We start from the raw sequence: 14,620 nt of genomic DNA on the forward strand, positions 1-14,620 counted from the left end.
GGGGGGGGGGGGTGCGGGGGGGGGGGGCCCCCCCCCCCCCCGGCTGGGGGGCGCTGCCCCCCAGACCCCCCGGGATATTTCAGGCAAGATGATGAAAAGGGGGACCTGGCCTTATGGCAGGCTATGTTCTGAAGCGACTGCTTTCGGCGATCCCGGTGCTTCTGGGTATTTCCGTCATCGTGTTCCTGATCATGGCGATGATCCCGGGCGACCCGGCGACCGCCATCCTGGGTTCCTATGCGACGCCTGAGAATGTCGAGAAGCTGAATCGCGACCTTGGCTTGGACAAGCCCTTGATCCCGCGATACTTTATCTGGCTAAGCAATATGTTGCAGGGTGACTTCGGCCGCAGCTTCAGCCTGAATCGTCCGGTTCTGGACGAGGTGCTGGAGCGGTTCAACGCCACGCTTGTGCTGGCCGGGGCGGCCTTTATGCTGTGTTCGATCCTGGGGGTCGCGGCCGGTGTGGTGTCTGCGGCGCGGCAATATGGCTGGGCCGACAAGCTGATCACCTTCGTGGTGCTGCTGGGCATTTCGATCCCCAGCTTTTTCCTGGGCATGATGATGATCCTGATCTTCGCGGTCAGGCTGCGCTGGTTCCCGGTGTCCGGCATGTGGCCGATCTACGGCGCGCGCGATGCCGCGGCTCTGGCCAGCCACATGACCTTGCCGGTGATCGCGCTGGCGGTGGTGGCCACCGGCGTTATCGCACGTCTGTCGCGATCCGCCATGCTGGAGGTGCTGCGACAGGATTTCATTCGTACGGCGCGCGCCAAGGGCGTGACCGAACGCGGCGTGATCTGGCGCCACGCGCTGCGTGCGGCGATGGTCAGCATCATCCCGGTATTAGGCATCCAGGCCGGGTTCGTGCTGTCCGGCGCGGTCTACATCGAGATGGTGTTCCAGTGGCCGGGTGTCGGCCGGATGCTGGTCGACGCGATCCTGAAGCGGGACATCCTGCTGGTGCAGGGCGGAGTGGTGTTCGTCGCCGCCTGCTATGTCCTGTTCAACATCGCGGTGGACGTGGCGCAGAGCCTTCTGGACCCGAGGATCAAGACATGAGCTTTTTCCGCCTGCTGTCGCGCAACCGGCTGGCGCTGGCCGGGCTGATCGTGATGGCGGTCGTCGTTCTGCTGGCGTTGATCACCCCGCTGTTGCCGCTGGCGGACCCGGATGTCACCAACACCGCCAACCGGTTCCTGAAACCGTTTTCGGACACCGCGCCGCTGGGCACCGATCACCTGGGCCGCGACCTGCTGAGCCGGCTGATGTGGGGTACGCGGTTGTCGCTGGCGGTGGGGTTCACCGCCGCCGTGGTCGCTGCCACGATCGGCGCCACGATCGGCGTGATTGCGGGGTTCTATGGCGGGCGCACCGACAACCTGATCATGCGCGGCGTCGATATGCTGATGGCGTTTCCCTATATCCTGCTGGCGCTGGCCATCGTGGCGGCGCTGGGGCCGGGGCTGATGAATGCGCTGATTGCGGTTGCGGCGGTCAACATCCCGTTCTTCGCCCGCAACATTCGCGGCGTGACGGTGGGCATTGCGCACAAGGAATTCGTCGATGCCGCCCGGCTGTCGGGCATGACCAACGCCCGGATCATCGTCACCGAAGTGGTGCCGAACGTCATCCCGGTGATCGTGATTGCGATGTCCACGACGGTGGGCTGGATGATCCTGGAAACCGCAGGCCTGTCCTTTCTTGGGCTGGGCAGCCAGCCGCCACAGGCCGATCTCGGGTCGATGCTGGGCGAGGCGCGGTCAGCCTTGATCACCAACCCGCATACCTCGGTGGTGCCGGGGGCGATGATCCTGATCATCGTGATGGCGATCAACCTGCTGGGTGACGGGGTGCGCGATGCGCTGGATCCCCGGCTGAAGTCCGGGGCGCTGTCCCGCCCGATGCCGACCACGATGGTCGATCGGAAAGACCCGGTGCCGGCAGCCGATGCGACAGCCTTGTTGCAGCTCTGCGGGCTTCAGACCCAGTTTCACGTCAAGACCCGGATCTACAAGGCGGTCGGCGGCGTCGATCTGTCGGTCCGCCCCGGCGAATGCCTCGGGCTGATCGGCGAAAGCGGATCGGGCAAATCCGTGACGGCCCTGTCCATCATGGGATTGGTGGCCTCTCCTCCCGGGGTCATCACCGGCGGCGCGGTGTATTACAAGGGGGACGATCTGATCGGCGCACCTTACGAGGTTCTGCGCGGTCTGAGGGGACACCGCGTCGCTTATATCTTTCAGGATCCGCTGACCACGCTGCACCCGCTGTATTCCGTTGGCGACCAGCTGATCGAGGCGATCCGTGCGCACCACCCCGTCAGCGTGGCCGAGGCCCGCGCCAAGGCACTGGACCTGCTGAAATCGGTGCGCATTCCGAATGCCGAAAGCCGGTTGTCGAACTATCCGCACGAAATGTCGGGCGGGATGCGCCAGCGCGTGGGCATCGCCATGTCGCTGGCCAATGACCCCGAGGTCATCATCGCCGACGAACCCACAACCGCGCTGGACGTGACGGTGCAGGCGCAGATCTTGTCCCTTCTGGATGATTTGCGGCGCGAACGCGGGCTGGCCATCCTCTTTATCACTCATGACTTTGGCGTGGTGGCGCAGTTGTGTGACCGTGTCGCGGTGATGTACGCCGGCCGGATCGTCGAGGAGGGCGATACCGAGGCCATTCTGCATGCGCCGCGGCATCCCTATACCAAACGGCTGATGGCCTGTGTGCCGGAACTGGGTCAGGGTCGCCGCACCCTGGCCGCCATTCCCGGCCTCCCGCCGGTTGTCGACAGGCTGCCCGATGGCTGTGCCTTTGCCGACCGCTGCCACAAGGCCACCGACGCCTGCCGCCATGGCACCATAGAGCTGACAGAGGAAAGCGGGCGCAAGATCCGCTGCATCGCCCCCGAACCCCTGCCGGAACACGAGGCCGCGTCATGACCGAAGCGCTGAAACTGACCGACCTCAGCAAGGCGTTCCCGGTGGGCAAGCGCCTGATCGGGCCGCCGCGCGCCTTTGTCCACGCGGTGCAGCCGGTAACGCTGTCGGTGCCGGTGGGCGAAACGCTTGGCATCGTGGGCGAATCCGGTTGTGGAAAGTCCACGCTGGCGCGGATGCTTGTCGGGCTGCTGCCACCGACCACCGGGACGATCGAAATCGATGGCGAACCGCTCGACAACGCCGATCCAGCCGTTTTCGGGCGGCGCATCCAGTATGTCTTTCAGGATCCGCAAAGCAGTCTGAACCCGCGCAAGACCATCCGTCAGATCATGGAAGCCCCGCTGCGCCACCTGCACCGGATGAACGCCGAGGCACGCGCTGCACGGATCCGCGAAATCTTTGCCGCCGTGAACCTGCGCGAAGAATTCCTCGATCGCTATCCGCATGAATTTTCCGGCGGTCAGGCCCAGCGGATCGGCATCGCCCGCGCGCTGGCCGCCGATGCCCGCATCCTGATCCTGGATGAGCCGGTATCGGCGCTGGACGTTTCGGTGCAGGCGCAGGTTCTGAACCTGCTCAGCGATCTGAAAGCACGGTTCAACCTGACCTACCTGTTCATCAGTCATGACCTTGCGGTGGTCGAAGCTGTCAGCGACCGGGTCGCCGTCCTGTATTTTGGCGCAGTGGTCGAGATCGGGCCGGCGGCACGGATATTCTCCAGTCCTCGCCACCCCTACACCAAACTGCTGGCCGAAAGCGCGCCGGTGGTGGGCCGTGACCTGAAGGCGCCGGAAGGGCGGGAAACCGAACTGCCCGATCCGCTGAACCCGCCATCGGGCTGTGCCTTCCGGGCGCGGTGCCCCTTTGCCTCGGACCGCTGCGCGGCAGACGTGCCCAAGCTGCGCGATGTCGACGGCGTTCAGGTGGCTTGTCACCACCCGCTCTGACGGCTCAGTCGCGCAGCACGGTGGCGTCGATCACCGCGACGCCCTGCCCGGCCGTGACGTGGGCCACCGCCCTGGCCAGCGCGGTCTCGAACGTTTCGGGGCTGTCGGCTGACAGGCCCAGCGCGCCGCAGGCCTGCGCGGCCACGGCGAAATCGGGCGACGGGGACAGATCGGTCAACGGGACGGCGTTGGCCTTCACCGCATAACCCTCGGGGTACAGCCCGCTGACAGATGCCCGCACCGCGCCCCATTCGGAATTGTTCAGCACCACAACCAGCAGCGACAGCCCCTGCGCCTTGGCGACCTGCAAACACGCCAGCGGATTGGCAAAGATGTATGATCCGTCGCCCACCGTCGCGATGGTCAGCCGGTCTGGCCGCGCCATGTGGAACCCCATTGCGGCCGGCAGGCCAAAACCCAGCCCGCCCGAATGCGGGCTTTCGAACCAGGCTTGCGGATCGCTCAGCCGCATCGCCGGCAGTTGCGCCCCCAGTTCGCCAAAAATCGTCACCCGATGGTCGCCCGACAGCCGCGCCAGCCGGTCGCTGACCCAGCGCTTGGTCAGGGCGGGGCCGCGCCCGTCCGCGGCAATCTGGTTGTCGACCGCATCCCACCGCGCGGCGCTGGTTGCCGCAACCCGAGCGCGGCGCGCGCTGCGGTCGCCCGGATCAAGCCGGTCAAGCGCCGCGCACAGCGCCACCACATTGCAACCCAGATCCCCCGCCAGCGACAAGTCCGACCGGAAATTCCGTACCGGTGTCTGGGCAAACAACGGGTCCTGGCCGATCTGGATCACCGTCGAATCGGCCCTTGGCGCATGCGCGTCAGGCATCCACGGCGCCAGCCCTTCCAGCACGACAACCACATCAGCCTGCGCCAGCAACGGCGCCGGATCGGGGCCGGTGGCCATCGGGTGATCACTGGCCAACGCCAGTTGCAGCGACCAGTATTGGCAGACCGGAATGGCCCAGCGATCCACCGTGGCCGACAGCGCCTCGAACGCCTCTGACGATCCCGCGCCGCGTTGCGCAAAGATCACAGGGAACTGCGCCCCGGCGATCAGCCGCGCCGCCTCGGCGATGTCGCCGGGATGGGCCATCGGCGACGACGGTGCCATCTGCGCCGGCACCTCAGGCAGATCGACGGTCTCGCACAAGACCTCGCGCGGAAGCGACAGATAGACCGGGCCGCGCGGTACCGAATGCGCAATGCCATGGGCGCGGTCGGTCATGTCCTGCACCTGTTCAGGAAACCGCAGTTCATAGTTCCATTTGCAGGGCTCCCGGACCAGCGCATGCTGATCCGACATTTCCTGCCCCCAGCCAATCGGCACGGTCCGCGCGCCGAAGCGCCCGGCCTCGGTCGTCGGCGTGCGGCCCGAAAACAGCAGCATCGGAATGTTGTCGGCCCGCGCATTGATCGTGCCGATCACCGCATTCGCGAGCCCCACGTTGGTGTGCACCATCACCGCCTGCGCCCGGCCTGTGGCCAGCGTATAGCCATGCGCCATGGCGACAGCCGCGGTTTCATGTGGCACAGTCACCGCGCGCGGCAGCGCCATGCCCTTCGCGGCGGCCTCTGCCAGGCCTTCGATGATCGGCGGGAAATCGGTGCCGGAATTGGCAAAGATGCAATCGACGCCAAGGCGCCCCAAACGCGCAACCAGCGCCGCGCCCGCCGTGATCTGTGCCATATCGCGCCCTCCCCTGCGTTTGCGGGCAGACTGGCGCGAAACGGCGCGGTTGGCCAGTGGGTCAGCGGGCGCTCAGCCCGAATGCCCAGCGGCGCGCCTGCTGAAAGACAGAGCTTTCGCAACGCTCGAACAGGCAACGCAGCACAAAACGAAGAGGATCAAGTTCGGTCATCGGTCGAATCCGGCAGCAGCATGGAACCTGCGTCCGCGATACGGGGCGAACATCTCGGTTCCGTGACAGAGACACGACAGGGTTGTGAAACCGGGTCACTTGATCCGGGAATAGACCCCTTCGGGCAGTTCGATCGCAGCAGCCAGGTCGCGCATCTGCGAAATTGACAGGGTAATACGGTTCACCCGGTCTTCCCGCGGATCGTACTGTTCCACGGTGATGCATTCGGCAAAGCTGTTGACGACGATATCTTCCATCAAGGGCGCTTCGCCCTCGTCTACCAGGGTCACGACGGTGGAGTCGAATTCGTGCTCGATGCTGAACATGCGCTCAGCCTAACGCGCCCGTCCCCGCACGCAAGAGGTTTCCCGCCCAAGCCGTCACGATGACCCAGTTTTGACTGGTACGGCACCGGCGCTGTACCTATTTTCAGAAATGCCCCTGCCCTAACCGGAAACTTTCATGCGTTGGTTGCTCGTTCTCATCGTCATCGCCCTGGCCGCCTGCGAGCCGATCCAGACAACGCAATCCATACCCCAGAGGCAAGATCTGTCCCGGGGCGAGGTCCGCGCGCTGGCGCAGCGCGCCGCACAGCAATTCGTGTCGGTTGTCGACCGTGTCGAACCTGTTGCCGAAGAAGAATGCCGGCGCGCCACCCGAGGCGTGAACTGCGATTACCAGATCGTTGTCGATGACACCCCCGGCGAAGCGCCGAATGCCTTCCAGACCGTCGATGCCAACGGTCGTCCGATTCTGGCTTTCAACCTTGCGTTGATTCTGAGCGCGCAGAATGCCGATGAACTGGCCTTTGTCATGGGGCACGAGGCGTCGCATCACATCGCGGGCCACCTTGGCCGGGCGCAGCAGAACGCCGCGGTCGGGGCGCTGATCTTTTCAGGGCTGGCCGCACTTGGCGGAGGAAGCGCCGACGCGGTGCGCAATGCCGAACAGATGGGCGCCAGCCTGGGGGCACGCAGCTTTTCCAAGGAATTCGAACTCGAAGCCGACCGCCTGGGCACGGTGATCGCGATTCGCGCAGGCTTTGACCCGGTGCGCGGCGCCGAATTCTTTACGCGTCTGCCCGACCCCGGCGACAAATTCCTGGGCACTCATCCCCCGAATGCGGCGCGAATCGAGGCAGTTCGCCGGACCGCGGCCGCCTTGTGACCCGCCATTGACCTGCATCAAGGGTCGATCCGGCCAGGACTGCTAAGGTGCTGTTCATGCACTTCAGCGCGAAGGGGGAAAGACCATGCAGTCGACAAAGACCCTACGGAGACACGCCCAGCTTGTAGACCGGATGGCCGACGCCTTGGGCATCGACCTGGAAGAAGAGGCCCTGCGCGGCCACCTGACGATCAGCGAAATCGACGATGCGGTGCTGCGCTGCACAGGGTGTACCAACCCCGATTCCTGCGAACACTGGCTGGACACCGGCCCACAGGCCAGCGACCCGCCCGGCTATTGCCGCAACGCGGAACTGTTCGGCGATCTGCGGAACAGCCATCCATGACCCAGCCATCCCCGGAACACCGCCCGTTTGAACCGCTGGGCGACGAGAACGAACATTTCTGGCTGGTTCAGCGCATGGCCAAAGCCACCGGCACCGATCTGGTCGCCGCGATGGATGACGGTGAACTGACGAACGCTGACTGGGCTTCGATGGTGCAGCACTGCCGGGGCTGTGCCTGGACCGAAGGATGCCATCACTGGCTTGACCATCCCGGCACCGAGCGCCCGCGCGCCGTTCCGCAAACCTGCGTGAACCACGAACGCTTTGCGCGGCTGCGGGCAAACTACAGGACGAACGCAAAATGACACTGCACCTTGGCGATCCCACCCGTCATTTCTGGATCACGCGCAGCGTGGCGCGGGTCATGGGGTTGAACCTTGCCGATGAAATGGCCTCGGGCCGGCTCAGCGAAAAAGCCTATGCGCAAATGATCACCCGCTGCCGCGGCTGCCCGCTCACGAACCAATGCACCGAATGGCTGGCCTCGCGCACCGATCTGTCACGCACGGCCCCAGACGGCTGCCGCAACGCATCGGAACTCAACCGTCTGAACCTGCTGCACTAGGCGGCGAAATCCGACCGGGCATAGCCCTGCAGGTACAGCAGCGCCGACAGGTCACCGTGGTTCACCCGCAAGGCACACTGGGCTTGAACCGACGGCTTGGCGTGCAGGGCCACACCCATCCCTGCCAGTCCGAGCATCCCCAGATCATTCGCCCCGTCACCCACCGCCAGCACATCGGCAGGCGACAGCCCCAACCGCGCGGTGATCTCTTTCAGCGCCTGAACCTTGGCCTCGCGCCCCAGGATCGGGCGGCCCACCTCGCCGCTCAGCAGATCGCCATCGGTCAACAGCGTGTTGGCGCGGTTTTCGTCAAAGCCAAGCGCCGCCGCCACCCTTGCGGTAAAGGCGGTGAAGCCGCCCGACACCAGGGCCGCGTGGCCGCCGTTTGCCTTCATCGTCGCCACCAGGGCCGCCCCACCGGGCATGAAGGTGATCCGGGTGTCCAGCACCCGGTCGATCACCGACACCGGCAGCCCCTTCAGCAGACCGACCCGTTCGGTCAGCGCACCTTCGAAATCCAGCTCCCCGTTCATCGCGCGGGCGGTGATGTCCTTCACCCGCGCGCCGACCCCGGCCTCGTCCGCCAGTTCGTCGATGCATTCCTGCTGGATCATGGTCGAATCCATGTCGGCCAGCAACATCGCCTTGCGCCGCCCCGCGCTTGGCAGAACGTTCACATCGACCCCGACCGAATCCAGATCGGTACGCACCGCATCAAGGGTGTCAGGCAACACAGGCAGATCGAATTCTGCCGCCTCGCCGGGGTTCAGCCAGACCGCGACACCGCCGCCCCAGGCATTGCGCAACGCCTCGACCATGGGGGGTTCCAGCCCGCCGGGGCGTGAGATCAGAACAGCAACATACATTGGCCAGCCTCCAGAAATGTCGCGCCTCCCATAGCGACGACATGACCAAAGCGCCAGACCGCGCGCCTGCGTCGTCTTGCGCGCCGCACCGGCCAGGCGCGCCCGCCGCCTGTTGCGTTTCCGAAGGAAGACGACAGGCCGACCCTGCCTGCGCCGTGCGCGGCGGCGTCTTTGACTTCATAACCAAAAGTTTCCGATCCGCTCCATCGCCAGAAGATCAGCGCCCGAAAACGTCCATCCGGGCGTTTTTTCCGACTTGCGAGTCACCGCAAGCCCCCGTAAACGCGGCGGTGGGACACCCCTCCCCAACGAGGGGCTTCTATCTGGAAGGTTAGACCGACATGGCTACCAATGCACCGGCAACGCGGCCGGCAAATCCGCGTTTTTCCTCTGGCCCCTGCGCCAAGATCCCCACTTTCAATCTGAACAATCTGTCGGATGCCGCGCTTGGGCGCTCGCATCGCGCCGCGATCGGCAAGGCCAAGCTGAAGGCCGCCATCGAGGAAACGCGCGCGCTTTTGGGCGTGCCGGCCGACTACCGAATCGGCATCGTGCCGGCCTCGGACACCGGCGCCGTCGAAATGGCGCTGTGGTCGCTGCTGGGTGCCCGCAAGGCGGAAATGCTGGCCTGGGAAAGCTTCGGCTCGGGCTGGGTCACCGATGTCGTCAAGCAGCTGAAGATCGACGCCGAGGTCAAGACCGCTGCCTATGGCGAGATCGTCGATTTCGCGACGGTCGATTTCAACAATGACGTGGTCTTCACCTGGAACGGCACCACCTCGGGTGTGCGCCTTCCCAATGGCGATGCGATCCCCGCAGACCGCGACGGCCTGACCATCTGCGACGCCACCAGCGCCGCCTTCGCGATGGACCTGCCCTGGGACAAGCTGGATGTCGTGACCTTCTCCTGGCAGAAGGTTCTGGGCGGCGAAGCGGCCCATGGCATGCTGATCCTGTCGCCCCGCGCCGTCGAACGGCTCGAAAGCTACACCCCGGCCTGGCCGCTGCCGAAAATCTTCCGCCTCACCAAGGGCGGCAAGCTGATCGAAGGCATCTTCAAGGGCGAAACCATCAACACCCCGTCGATGCTCGCGGTCGAGGATTACCTCGTCGCGCTGGACTGGGCGCGGTCGGTCGGCGGGCTGCAGGGCCTGATCGCCCGGGCCAATGCCAACGCGCAGGCAATCTGGGATTTCTGCGAAGCCCGCGACTGGATCGACAACCTGGCGGTTGACCCGGCGACCCGGTCGAACACCAGCGTCTGCCTGAAGTTCACCGATCCGCGCATCACCGATGGCGCCACCTTTGCCAAAGCCGTGGCCAAGCGGCTGGAAGCCGAAGGCGCGGCGCTCGACGTGGGGGCCTATCGCGACGCCCCGGCCGGTCTGCGGATCTGGTGTGGCGGTACGGTCGAAACCTCGGACATCCAGGCAATGCTGCCGTGGCTCGAATGGGCGTTCAACGCCGAGATCGCAGCCCTGGCCGAAACCGCCTGATCCACCGCGCCCCGGGCGTGACCTGGGGCCGGTTTCCAGACACGCCGGTTTGACCGCTGCGCCCTGCGCACCGGTCCAGCCACCCCGATACTCATCAATCGTATGCATGGTTTGTGCATGGAATGTGCATAGGCTGTGCCCCCCTCGAAAGGACCAGATCCATGGCTCCCAAGGTACTCATCTCTGATAAACTGTCCGACGCCGCCGTCCAGATCTTCCGTGATCGCGGCATCGACGTGGATTTCATGCCCGAAGTCGGCAAGGACAAGGAAAAGCTGGCAGAAATCATCGGCAACTACGATGGTCTTGCCATCCGTTCGGCCACCAAGGTGACCCCGACGATCCTTGAAAACGCCACCAACCTCAAGGTGATCGGCCGCGCCGGCATCGGCACCGACAACATCGACAAGGAAGCGGCATCGAAGAAAGGCGTGATCGTCATGAACACGCCGTTCGGCAACATGATCACCACCGCCGAACACGCCATCGCGATGATGTTCGCCGTGGCTCGCCAGATCCCCGAAGCGTCGGCCTCAACCCACGCTGGCAAATGGGAAAAATCCAAGTTCATGGGGGTCGAACTGACCGGCAAGACCCTTGGCGTGATCGGCGCGGGCAACATCGGTGGCATCGTCTGCGACCGCGCCCGCGGCCTGAAGATGAAGGTCATCGCCTACGATCCCTTCCTTTCGGAAGAGAAGGCCGAGAAGATGCAGGTCGAGAAGATCGACGATCTGGACGTTCTGCTGAAGCGTGCCGACTTCATCACCTTGCACGTGCCCTTGACCGATGGCACCCGCAACATCCTGAGCCGCGAAAACCTTGAAAAGACCAAGAAAGGCGTGCGCATCATCAACTGTGCCCGCGGTGGCCTGGTTGACGAAGACGCATTGGCCGACCTGCTGAAATCGGGCCACGTCGCCGGTGCCGCCTTTGACGTGTTCGCCGAAGAACCGGCCAAGGAAAACCCGCTGTTCAACCTGCCCAACGTCGTCTGCACCCCGCACCTCGGCGCAGCCACCACCGAGGCACAGGAAAACGTGGCCCTTCAGGTCGCGGAGCAGATGGCCGACTACCTTCTGACCGGCGCGGTGCAGAACGCGTTGAACATGCCGTCCGTCACCGCCGAAGAGGCCAAGGTCATGGGTCCGTGGATCAAACTGGCCGATCACCTGGGCAGCTTCATCGGCCAGATGACCGATGAACCGATCAAGGCAATCAACATCCTGTATGACGGTGTCGTGGCCGAAATGAACCTGGAAGCGCTGAACTGTTCGGCCATCGCGGGGATCATGAAGCAGGTGAACCCCGATGTGAACATGGTGTCGGCCCCGCTGATCGCCCGTGAACGCGGCGTCCAGATCTCGACCACCAACCAGGCCAAGTCGGGCGCTTTCGAAGGCTTCGTCAAGCTGACCGTGGTCACCGACAAGCGCGAACGGTCCATCGCGGGCACCGTGTTCAGCGATGGCAAGCCGCGCTTCATCCAGATCAAGGGCATCAACATCGACGCCGAGATCGGGTCGCACATGCTTTATACCACGAACGAAGACGTGCCGGGCATCATCGGCGTGCTGGGCAAGACCATGGGCGATCACGGCGTCAACATCGCGAACTTTACCCTGGGCCGTGCCGTTGCCGGCGGTGAAGCCATCGCGTTGCTTTACGTCGACGAACCGGTCTCGGCAGAGGCGCGGGCGAAGCTGGCCGAAACCGGCCTGTTCCGCCAGATCAAGCCGCTGGAATTCGACGTGGCCTGAACGCATCCTTTGCGAAACGAACAAACGCCGCCCCGACCGGGGCGGCGTTTTTCATTCCCACCACAAAACGCCAGACTTTGCAGTCCGAACCCTTTTCGATGCCAGGGCAACCCGTTACGCAGGAAACAACGAAAGGACCCAGGATGCCCCCAATTTACGCCATCGGCGATGTTCACGGCCAACGCGAGATGCTTGAAAACGCCTTCGACCTGATCGAACGGGACGAACACGCAGGCGCCCCGGTGGTGCTGGTGGGCGATTTCACCGACCGCGGACCCGACAGCCGCGGCGTGATCGACATGCTGCTGGACGGGATTGCCGCGGGCCGCCCCTGGATCCCGCTGATGGGCAACCACGACCGGTTCCTGCTGCGGTTCCTGAAGGATCCGCACTACGCCGATCCGCGGATGAAAACGCCGCGCAACTGGCTGGCACCGGTTGTCGGCGGTCGTGCGACGCTGGAGTCCTACGGGGTTGATGCGGATGAACGCAGAGCGCTGGAAGACATCCATGCCGACGCGCTGCAGGCGATCCCGCCGTCGCATATCGCGTTTTTCGAATCCCTCGATACGACGCACCTGACCGACGATCACGTCTTTGTCCACGCGGGGATCCGGCCCGGCGTGCCGCTGCAACAACAGACCGAGGATGACCTGATCTGGATCCGCGATGAATTTCTGGATGATCCGCGCGACCACGGTCGGCTTGTCGTTCACGGCCACACCCCCACCGAAGCGCCGGTGCATTGCGGCAATCACGTGAACGTGGACGGGGGCGCCGGCTATGGACGCCCCCTGATCCCTGTTCTTTTACTGGGCCGCGAGGGCTGGACCCTCAGCAGCGTTGGCCGCGCCCGTCTGTGACGGTGGCAGGTGCGGATTCCGCAGCGCGGTCCAGGCATCGTACTGCGACAGGTAAACCTTGCCCTCGATCTCGTCCAGGAAATGGCTGCGCTTAAGGCGGTCCATGACCGGGCCCTTCACCTCGGAGAAGTGCAGGCGGATGCCCATGTCTTTCAACCGGTGGTTCAACGCTTCCATGCTTTCCAGCGCGCTCATGTCGACTTCGTTCACGGCCGAGAACATCAAAACCACATCGCGCAGCGTCGTGTCCTTGATCACCCGGTTGGTGACATAGTCCTCCAGGAACCGGGCGTTGGCGAAGTACAGGCTTTCGTCGACACGCAGGGTGACGACACCGGGGATGGTTTCCACCTCGTGCCGCAGGATGTTGCGGAAGTGATGGGTGCCAGGAACAAGGCCCACCTCTGCCACGTGCGGGCGCGAGGTCTTGTACAGGAACAACCCGATCGACAGCATCACACCGGCGCTGACGCCCACTTCGACACCAAAGCCCAGGGTCAGGAAGATGGTGGCGGCAACGGCAGCGAAATCAACCTTGGAATAGCCCCAGGCGCGGCTGAGGATCGACAGGTCGACCAGCGACAGAACCGCCACGATGATGGTGGCCGCCAGCGTGGCCTTCGGTAAGAAGAACAGCAGCGGGGTCAGCAGCAGCGCGGCCAGCGCGATGCCGATAGCGGTAAACGCACCGGCGGCGGGGGTTTCCGCGCCGGCGTCGAAGTTCACGACAGACCGGGCAAAGCCACCGGTCACCGGGTAGCCGCCCGACACCGCCGCCGCGATGTTGGACGCGCCCAGACCCACCAGTTCCTGATCGGGGATGATGCGCTGGCGTTTCTTCGCCGCCAGGGTCTGTGCAACCGACACCGATTCCACAAAACCGATGATCGAGATCAGCAGCGCCGGAATGAACAGCTGGCTCCACATCGCCGGATCGAAGGCCGGCAGCGTCAGCGGCGGAAGGCCCATCGGCACCTCGCCCACGATGGCGACCCCCTTGTCATGCAGGCCGAAAATGAAGGTCGCCAGCGTGGTCACGGCAACCGCCGCCACCGGACCTGCCTTGGCCAGAATATCGGCCAGGCGCGGTTTCAGACCCGCAGCCAGCAGCAGCGGCTTGAGCCCCTTGCGGACCCAGAACAGGAACGCCACGGTCGATACGCCGATGAACAGCGTGATCACGTTGGTGGCTTGCTGATGCTCCAGCAAGCTCCAGACCAGTTGAACCAGGTTGTGACCCTCAGCCTTGATGCCAAAGATATGCTTCATCTGAGACGTGGCGATCAGGATGCCCGACGCGGTGATAAAGCCGGCGATCACCGGGTGGCTGAGGAAGTTGGCAAGAAAGCCAAGCCGGAACACACCCAGCACCGTCAGGATGATGCCCGAGATAAAGGCCAGCGTGATCGCCGCAGCGGCATATTCCGCCGGGGTGGCAAGGTTCAGATTGCCGACCGCGGCCGCCGTCATCAGCGACACGACCGCCACGGGACCAACCGCCAGCGCCCGCGAGGTGCCGAAGACGGCATAGGCGACAAGCGGCAGGATCGACGCATAAAGCCCCATCTCCGCCGGCAGGCCAGCCAGCAGCGCATAGGCCAGCGATTGCGGGATCAGCATGATCGTCACAATGACGGCGGCCACGAGGTCGCTGGTCAGCGTGTCACGATCATAGGTTTTGGACCACGTCAGGATCGGCAGATGCCGTTCGAAAGACGCGCGGGTTATCTTGGGTATGTTCATGGGCACTTCCTGTTGCGGCGCGGGCCCTTGCCCCGCGCACAGGGGAATCATCAGGTGGGGC

Annotated in this window: 14 protein-coding genes; 10 read left to right on the forward strand and 4 right to left on the reverse strand. The window is 64.4% G+C overall.

Translation table 11 applies throughout. The features are described 5' to 3' along the window. The first annotated feature begins 113 nt into the window (after window positions 1-113). Genes VK792_RS08170 through VK792_RS08180 form a run of 3 tightly spaced genes read left to right on the forward strand, consistent with a single transcriptional unit; the run spans window position 114 to window position 3,888 of the window. A complete protein-coding gene (locus VK792_RS08170) occupies window positions 114-1,061 on the forward strand; it encodes an ABC transporter permease (protein ID WP_326296972.1) in 948 nt (315 codons plus the stop codon). Beyond that, window positions 1,058-2,941: a dipeptide/oligopeptide/nickel ABC transporter permease/ATP-binding protein gene (locus VK792_RS08175; RefSeq protein ID WP_326296973.1), complete on the forward strand. Its 1,884-nt coding sequence runs from the start codon at window positions 1,058-1,060 to the stop codon at window positions 2,939-2,941. The genes VK792_RS08170 and VK792_RS08175 overlap by 4 nt, the downstream gene beginning before the upstream one ends. Beyond that, a complete protein-coding gene (locus tag VK792_RS08180) occupies window positions 2,938-3,888 on the forward strand; it encodes an ABC transporter ATP-binding protein (RefSeq protein ID WP_326296974.1) in 951 nt (316 codons plus the stop codon). The genes VK792_RS08175 and VK792_RS08180 overlap by 4 nt, the downstream gene beginning before the upstream one ends. A 4-nt stretch (window positions 3,889-3,892) precedes the next feature. Here VK792_RS08180 and VK792_RS08185 read toward each other — a convergent pair whose 3' ends face one another. Both VK792_RS08185 and VK792_RS08190 read right to left on the reverse strand, forming a co-directional pair. Then, window positions 3,893-5,581 carry a thiamine pyrophosphate-requiring protein gene (locus VK792_RS08185; RefSeq protein WP_326296975.1) on the reverse strand — a complete coding sequence of 563 codons (1,689 nt, stop codon included), beginning with the start codon at window positions 5,579-5,581 and terminating at the stop codon, window positions 3,893-3,895. A gap of 267 nt (window positions 5,582-5,848) precedes the next feature. Next, window positions 5,849-6,079 carry a DUF8831 family protein gene (locus VK792_RS08190; RefSeq protein WP_326296976.1) on the reverse strand — a complete coding sequence of 77 codons (231 nt, stop codon included), beginning with the start codon at window positions 6,077-6,079 and terminating at the stop codon, window positions 5,849-5,851. Window positions 6,080-6,215: 136 nt separating this feature from the next. Here VK792_RS08190 and VK792_RS08195 point away from each other — a divergent pair, with 136 nt between their 5' ends. The 4 genes from VK792_RS08195 to VK792_RS08210 all read left to right on the forward strand — a co-directional run bounded on the left by VK792_RS08195 (window position 6,216) and on the right by VK792_RS08210 (window position 7,831). Next, entirely contained in the window at window positions 6,216-6,920 is a 705-nt protein-coding gene (locus VK792_RS08195; protein ID WP_326296977.1) for a M48 family metallopeptidase, read from the forward strand. An 85-nt stretch (window positions 6,921-7,005) separates the two neighbouring features. Then, window positions 7,006-7,266: a DUF6455 family protein gene (locus VK792_RS08200; RefSeq protein WP_326296978.1), complete on the forward strand. Its 261-nt coding sequence runs from the start codon at window positions 7,006-7,008 to the stop codon at window positions 7,264-7,266. Continuing rightward, window positions 7,263-7,571 carry a DUF6455 family protein gene (locus VK792_RS08205; RefSeq protein WP_326296979.1) on the forward strand — a complete coding sequence of 103 codons (309 nt, stop codon included), beginning with the start codon at window positions 7,263-7,265 and terminating at the stop codon, window positions 7,569-7,571. Before VK792_RS08200 ends, VK792_RS08205 begins: the two co-directional genes overlap by 4 nt. After that, a complete protein-coding gene (locus tag VK792_RS08210) occupies window positions 7,568-7,831 on the forward strand; it encodes a DUF6455 family protein (protein ID WP_326296980.1) in 264 nt (87 codons plus the stop codon). The genes VK792_RS08205 and VK792_RS08210 overlap by 4 nt, the downstream gene beginning before the upstream one ends. On the opposite strand, the gene serB is transcribed toward VK792_RS08210, so the two are convergent. Beyond that, window positions 7,828-8,697, reverse strand: coding sequence for a phosphoserine phosphatase SerB (serB, locus tag VK792_RS08215; protein ID WP_326296981.1), 870 nt, complete (start codon window positions 8,695-8,697; stop codon window positions 7,828-7,830). The genes VK792_RS08210 and serB overlap by 4 nt on opposite strands. A 341-nt stretch (window positions 8,698-9,038) precedes the next feature. Between serB and VK792_RS08220 the strand changes: the two genes are divergently transcribed. The 3 genes from VK792_RS08220 (at window position 9,039) to VK792_RS08230 (ending at window position 12,816) form a co-directional block, all read left to right on the forward strand. Beyond that, window positions 9,039-10,193 (forward strand): phosphoserine transaminase, encoded by a 1,155-nt coding sequence (locus VK792_RS08220; RefSeq protein WP_326296982.1) that lies wholly within the window; start codon window positions 9,039-9,041, stop codon window positions 10,191-10,193. A gap of 161 nt (window positions 10,194-10,354) precedes the next feature. Further along, window positions 10,355-11,953, forward strand: coding sequence for a phosphoglycerate dehydrogenase (gene serA / locus VK792_RS08225; RefSeq protein WP_326296983.1), 1,599 nt, complete (start codon window positions 10,355-10,357; stop codon window positions 11,951-11,953). A 143-nt stretch (window positions 11,954-12,096) separates the two neighbouring features. Then, window positions 12,097-12,816: a metallophosphoesterase gene (locus VK792_RS08230; RefSeq protein WP_326296984.1), complete on the forward strand. Its 720-nt coding sequence runs from the start codon at window positions 12,097-12,099 to the stop codon at window positions 12,814-12,816. Here the strand turns inward: VK792_RS08230 and VK792_RS08235 are convergent. Further along, window positions 12,763-14,559 (reverse strand): SulP family inorganic anion transporter, encoded by a 1,797-nt coding sequence (locus VK792_RS08235; protein ID WP_326296985.1) that lies wholly within the window; start codon window positions 14,557-14,559, stop codon window positions 12,763-12,765. The two genes, VK792_RS08230 and VK792_RS08235, sit on opposite strands and share 54 nt — an antisense overlap. Window positions 14,560-14,620: the final 61 nt, after the last annotated feature.

Source organism: Mesobacterium hydrothermale (assembly GCF_035818635.1).
Classification (GTDB): Bacteria; Pseudomonadota; Alphaproteobacteria; order Rhodobacterales; family Rhodobacteraceae; genus Mesobacterium_A; species Mesobacterium_A hydrothermale.

Bases quoted from the DNA above. Each gene is read 5' to 3' on its own strand.
- VK792_RS08170 (WP_326296972.1), top strand. From the start codon at position 114: ATGGCAGGCTATGTTCTGAAGCGACTGCTTTCGGCGATCCCGGTGCTT.
- VK792_RS08175 (WP_326296973.1), top strand. From the start codon at position 1,058: ATGAGCTTTTTCCGCCTGCTGTCGCGCAACCGGCTGGCGCTGGCCGGG.
- VK792_RS08180 (WP_326296974.1), top strand. From the start codon at position 2,938: ATGACCGAAGCGCTGAAACTGACCGACCTCAGCAAGGCGTTCCCGGTG.
- VK792_RS08185 (WP_326296975.1), bottom strand. From the start codon at position 5,581: ATGGCACAGATCACGGCGGGCGCGGCGCTGGTTGCGCGTTTGGGGCGC.
- VK792_RS08190 (WP_326296976.1), bottom strand. From the start codon at position 6,079: ATGTTCAGCATCGAGCACGAATTCGACTCCACCGTCGTGACCCTGGTA.
- VK792_RS08195 (WP_326296977.1), top strand. From the start codon at position 6,216: ATGCGTTGGTTGCTCGTTCTCATCGTCATCGCCCTGGCCGCCTGCGAG.
- VK792_RS08200 (WP_326296978.1), top strand. From the start codon at position 7,006: ATGCAGTCGACAAAGACCCTACGGAGACACGCCCAGCTTGTAGACCGG.
- VK792_RS08205 (WP_326296979.1), top strand. From the start codon at position 7,263: ATGACCCAGCCATCCCCGGAACACCGCCCGTTTGAACCGCTGGGCGAC.
- VK792_RS08210 (WP_326296980.1), top strand. From the start codon at position 7,568: ATGACACTGCACCTTGGCGATCCCACCCGTCATTTCTGGATCACGCGC.
- serB (WP_326296981.1), bottom strand. From the start codon at position 8,697: ATGTATGTTGCTGTTCTGATCTCACGCCCCGGCGGGCTGGAACCCCCC.
- VK792_RS08220 (WP_326296982.1), top strand. From the start codon at position 9,039: ATGGCTACCAATGCACCGGCAACGCGGCCGGCAAATCCGCGTTTTTCC.
- serA (WP_326296983.1), top strand. From the start codon at position 10,355: ATGGCTCCCAAGGTACTCATCTCTGATAAACTGTCCGACGCCGCCGTC.
- VK792_RS08230 (WP_326296984.1), top strand. From the start codon at position 12,097: ATGCCCCCAATTTACGCCATCGGCGATGTTCACGGCCAACGCGAGATG.
- VK792_RS08235 (WP_326296985.1), bottom strand. From the start codon at position 14,559: ATGAACATACCCAAGATAACCCGCGCGTCTTTCGAACGGCATCTGCCG.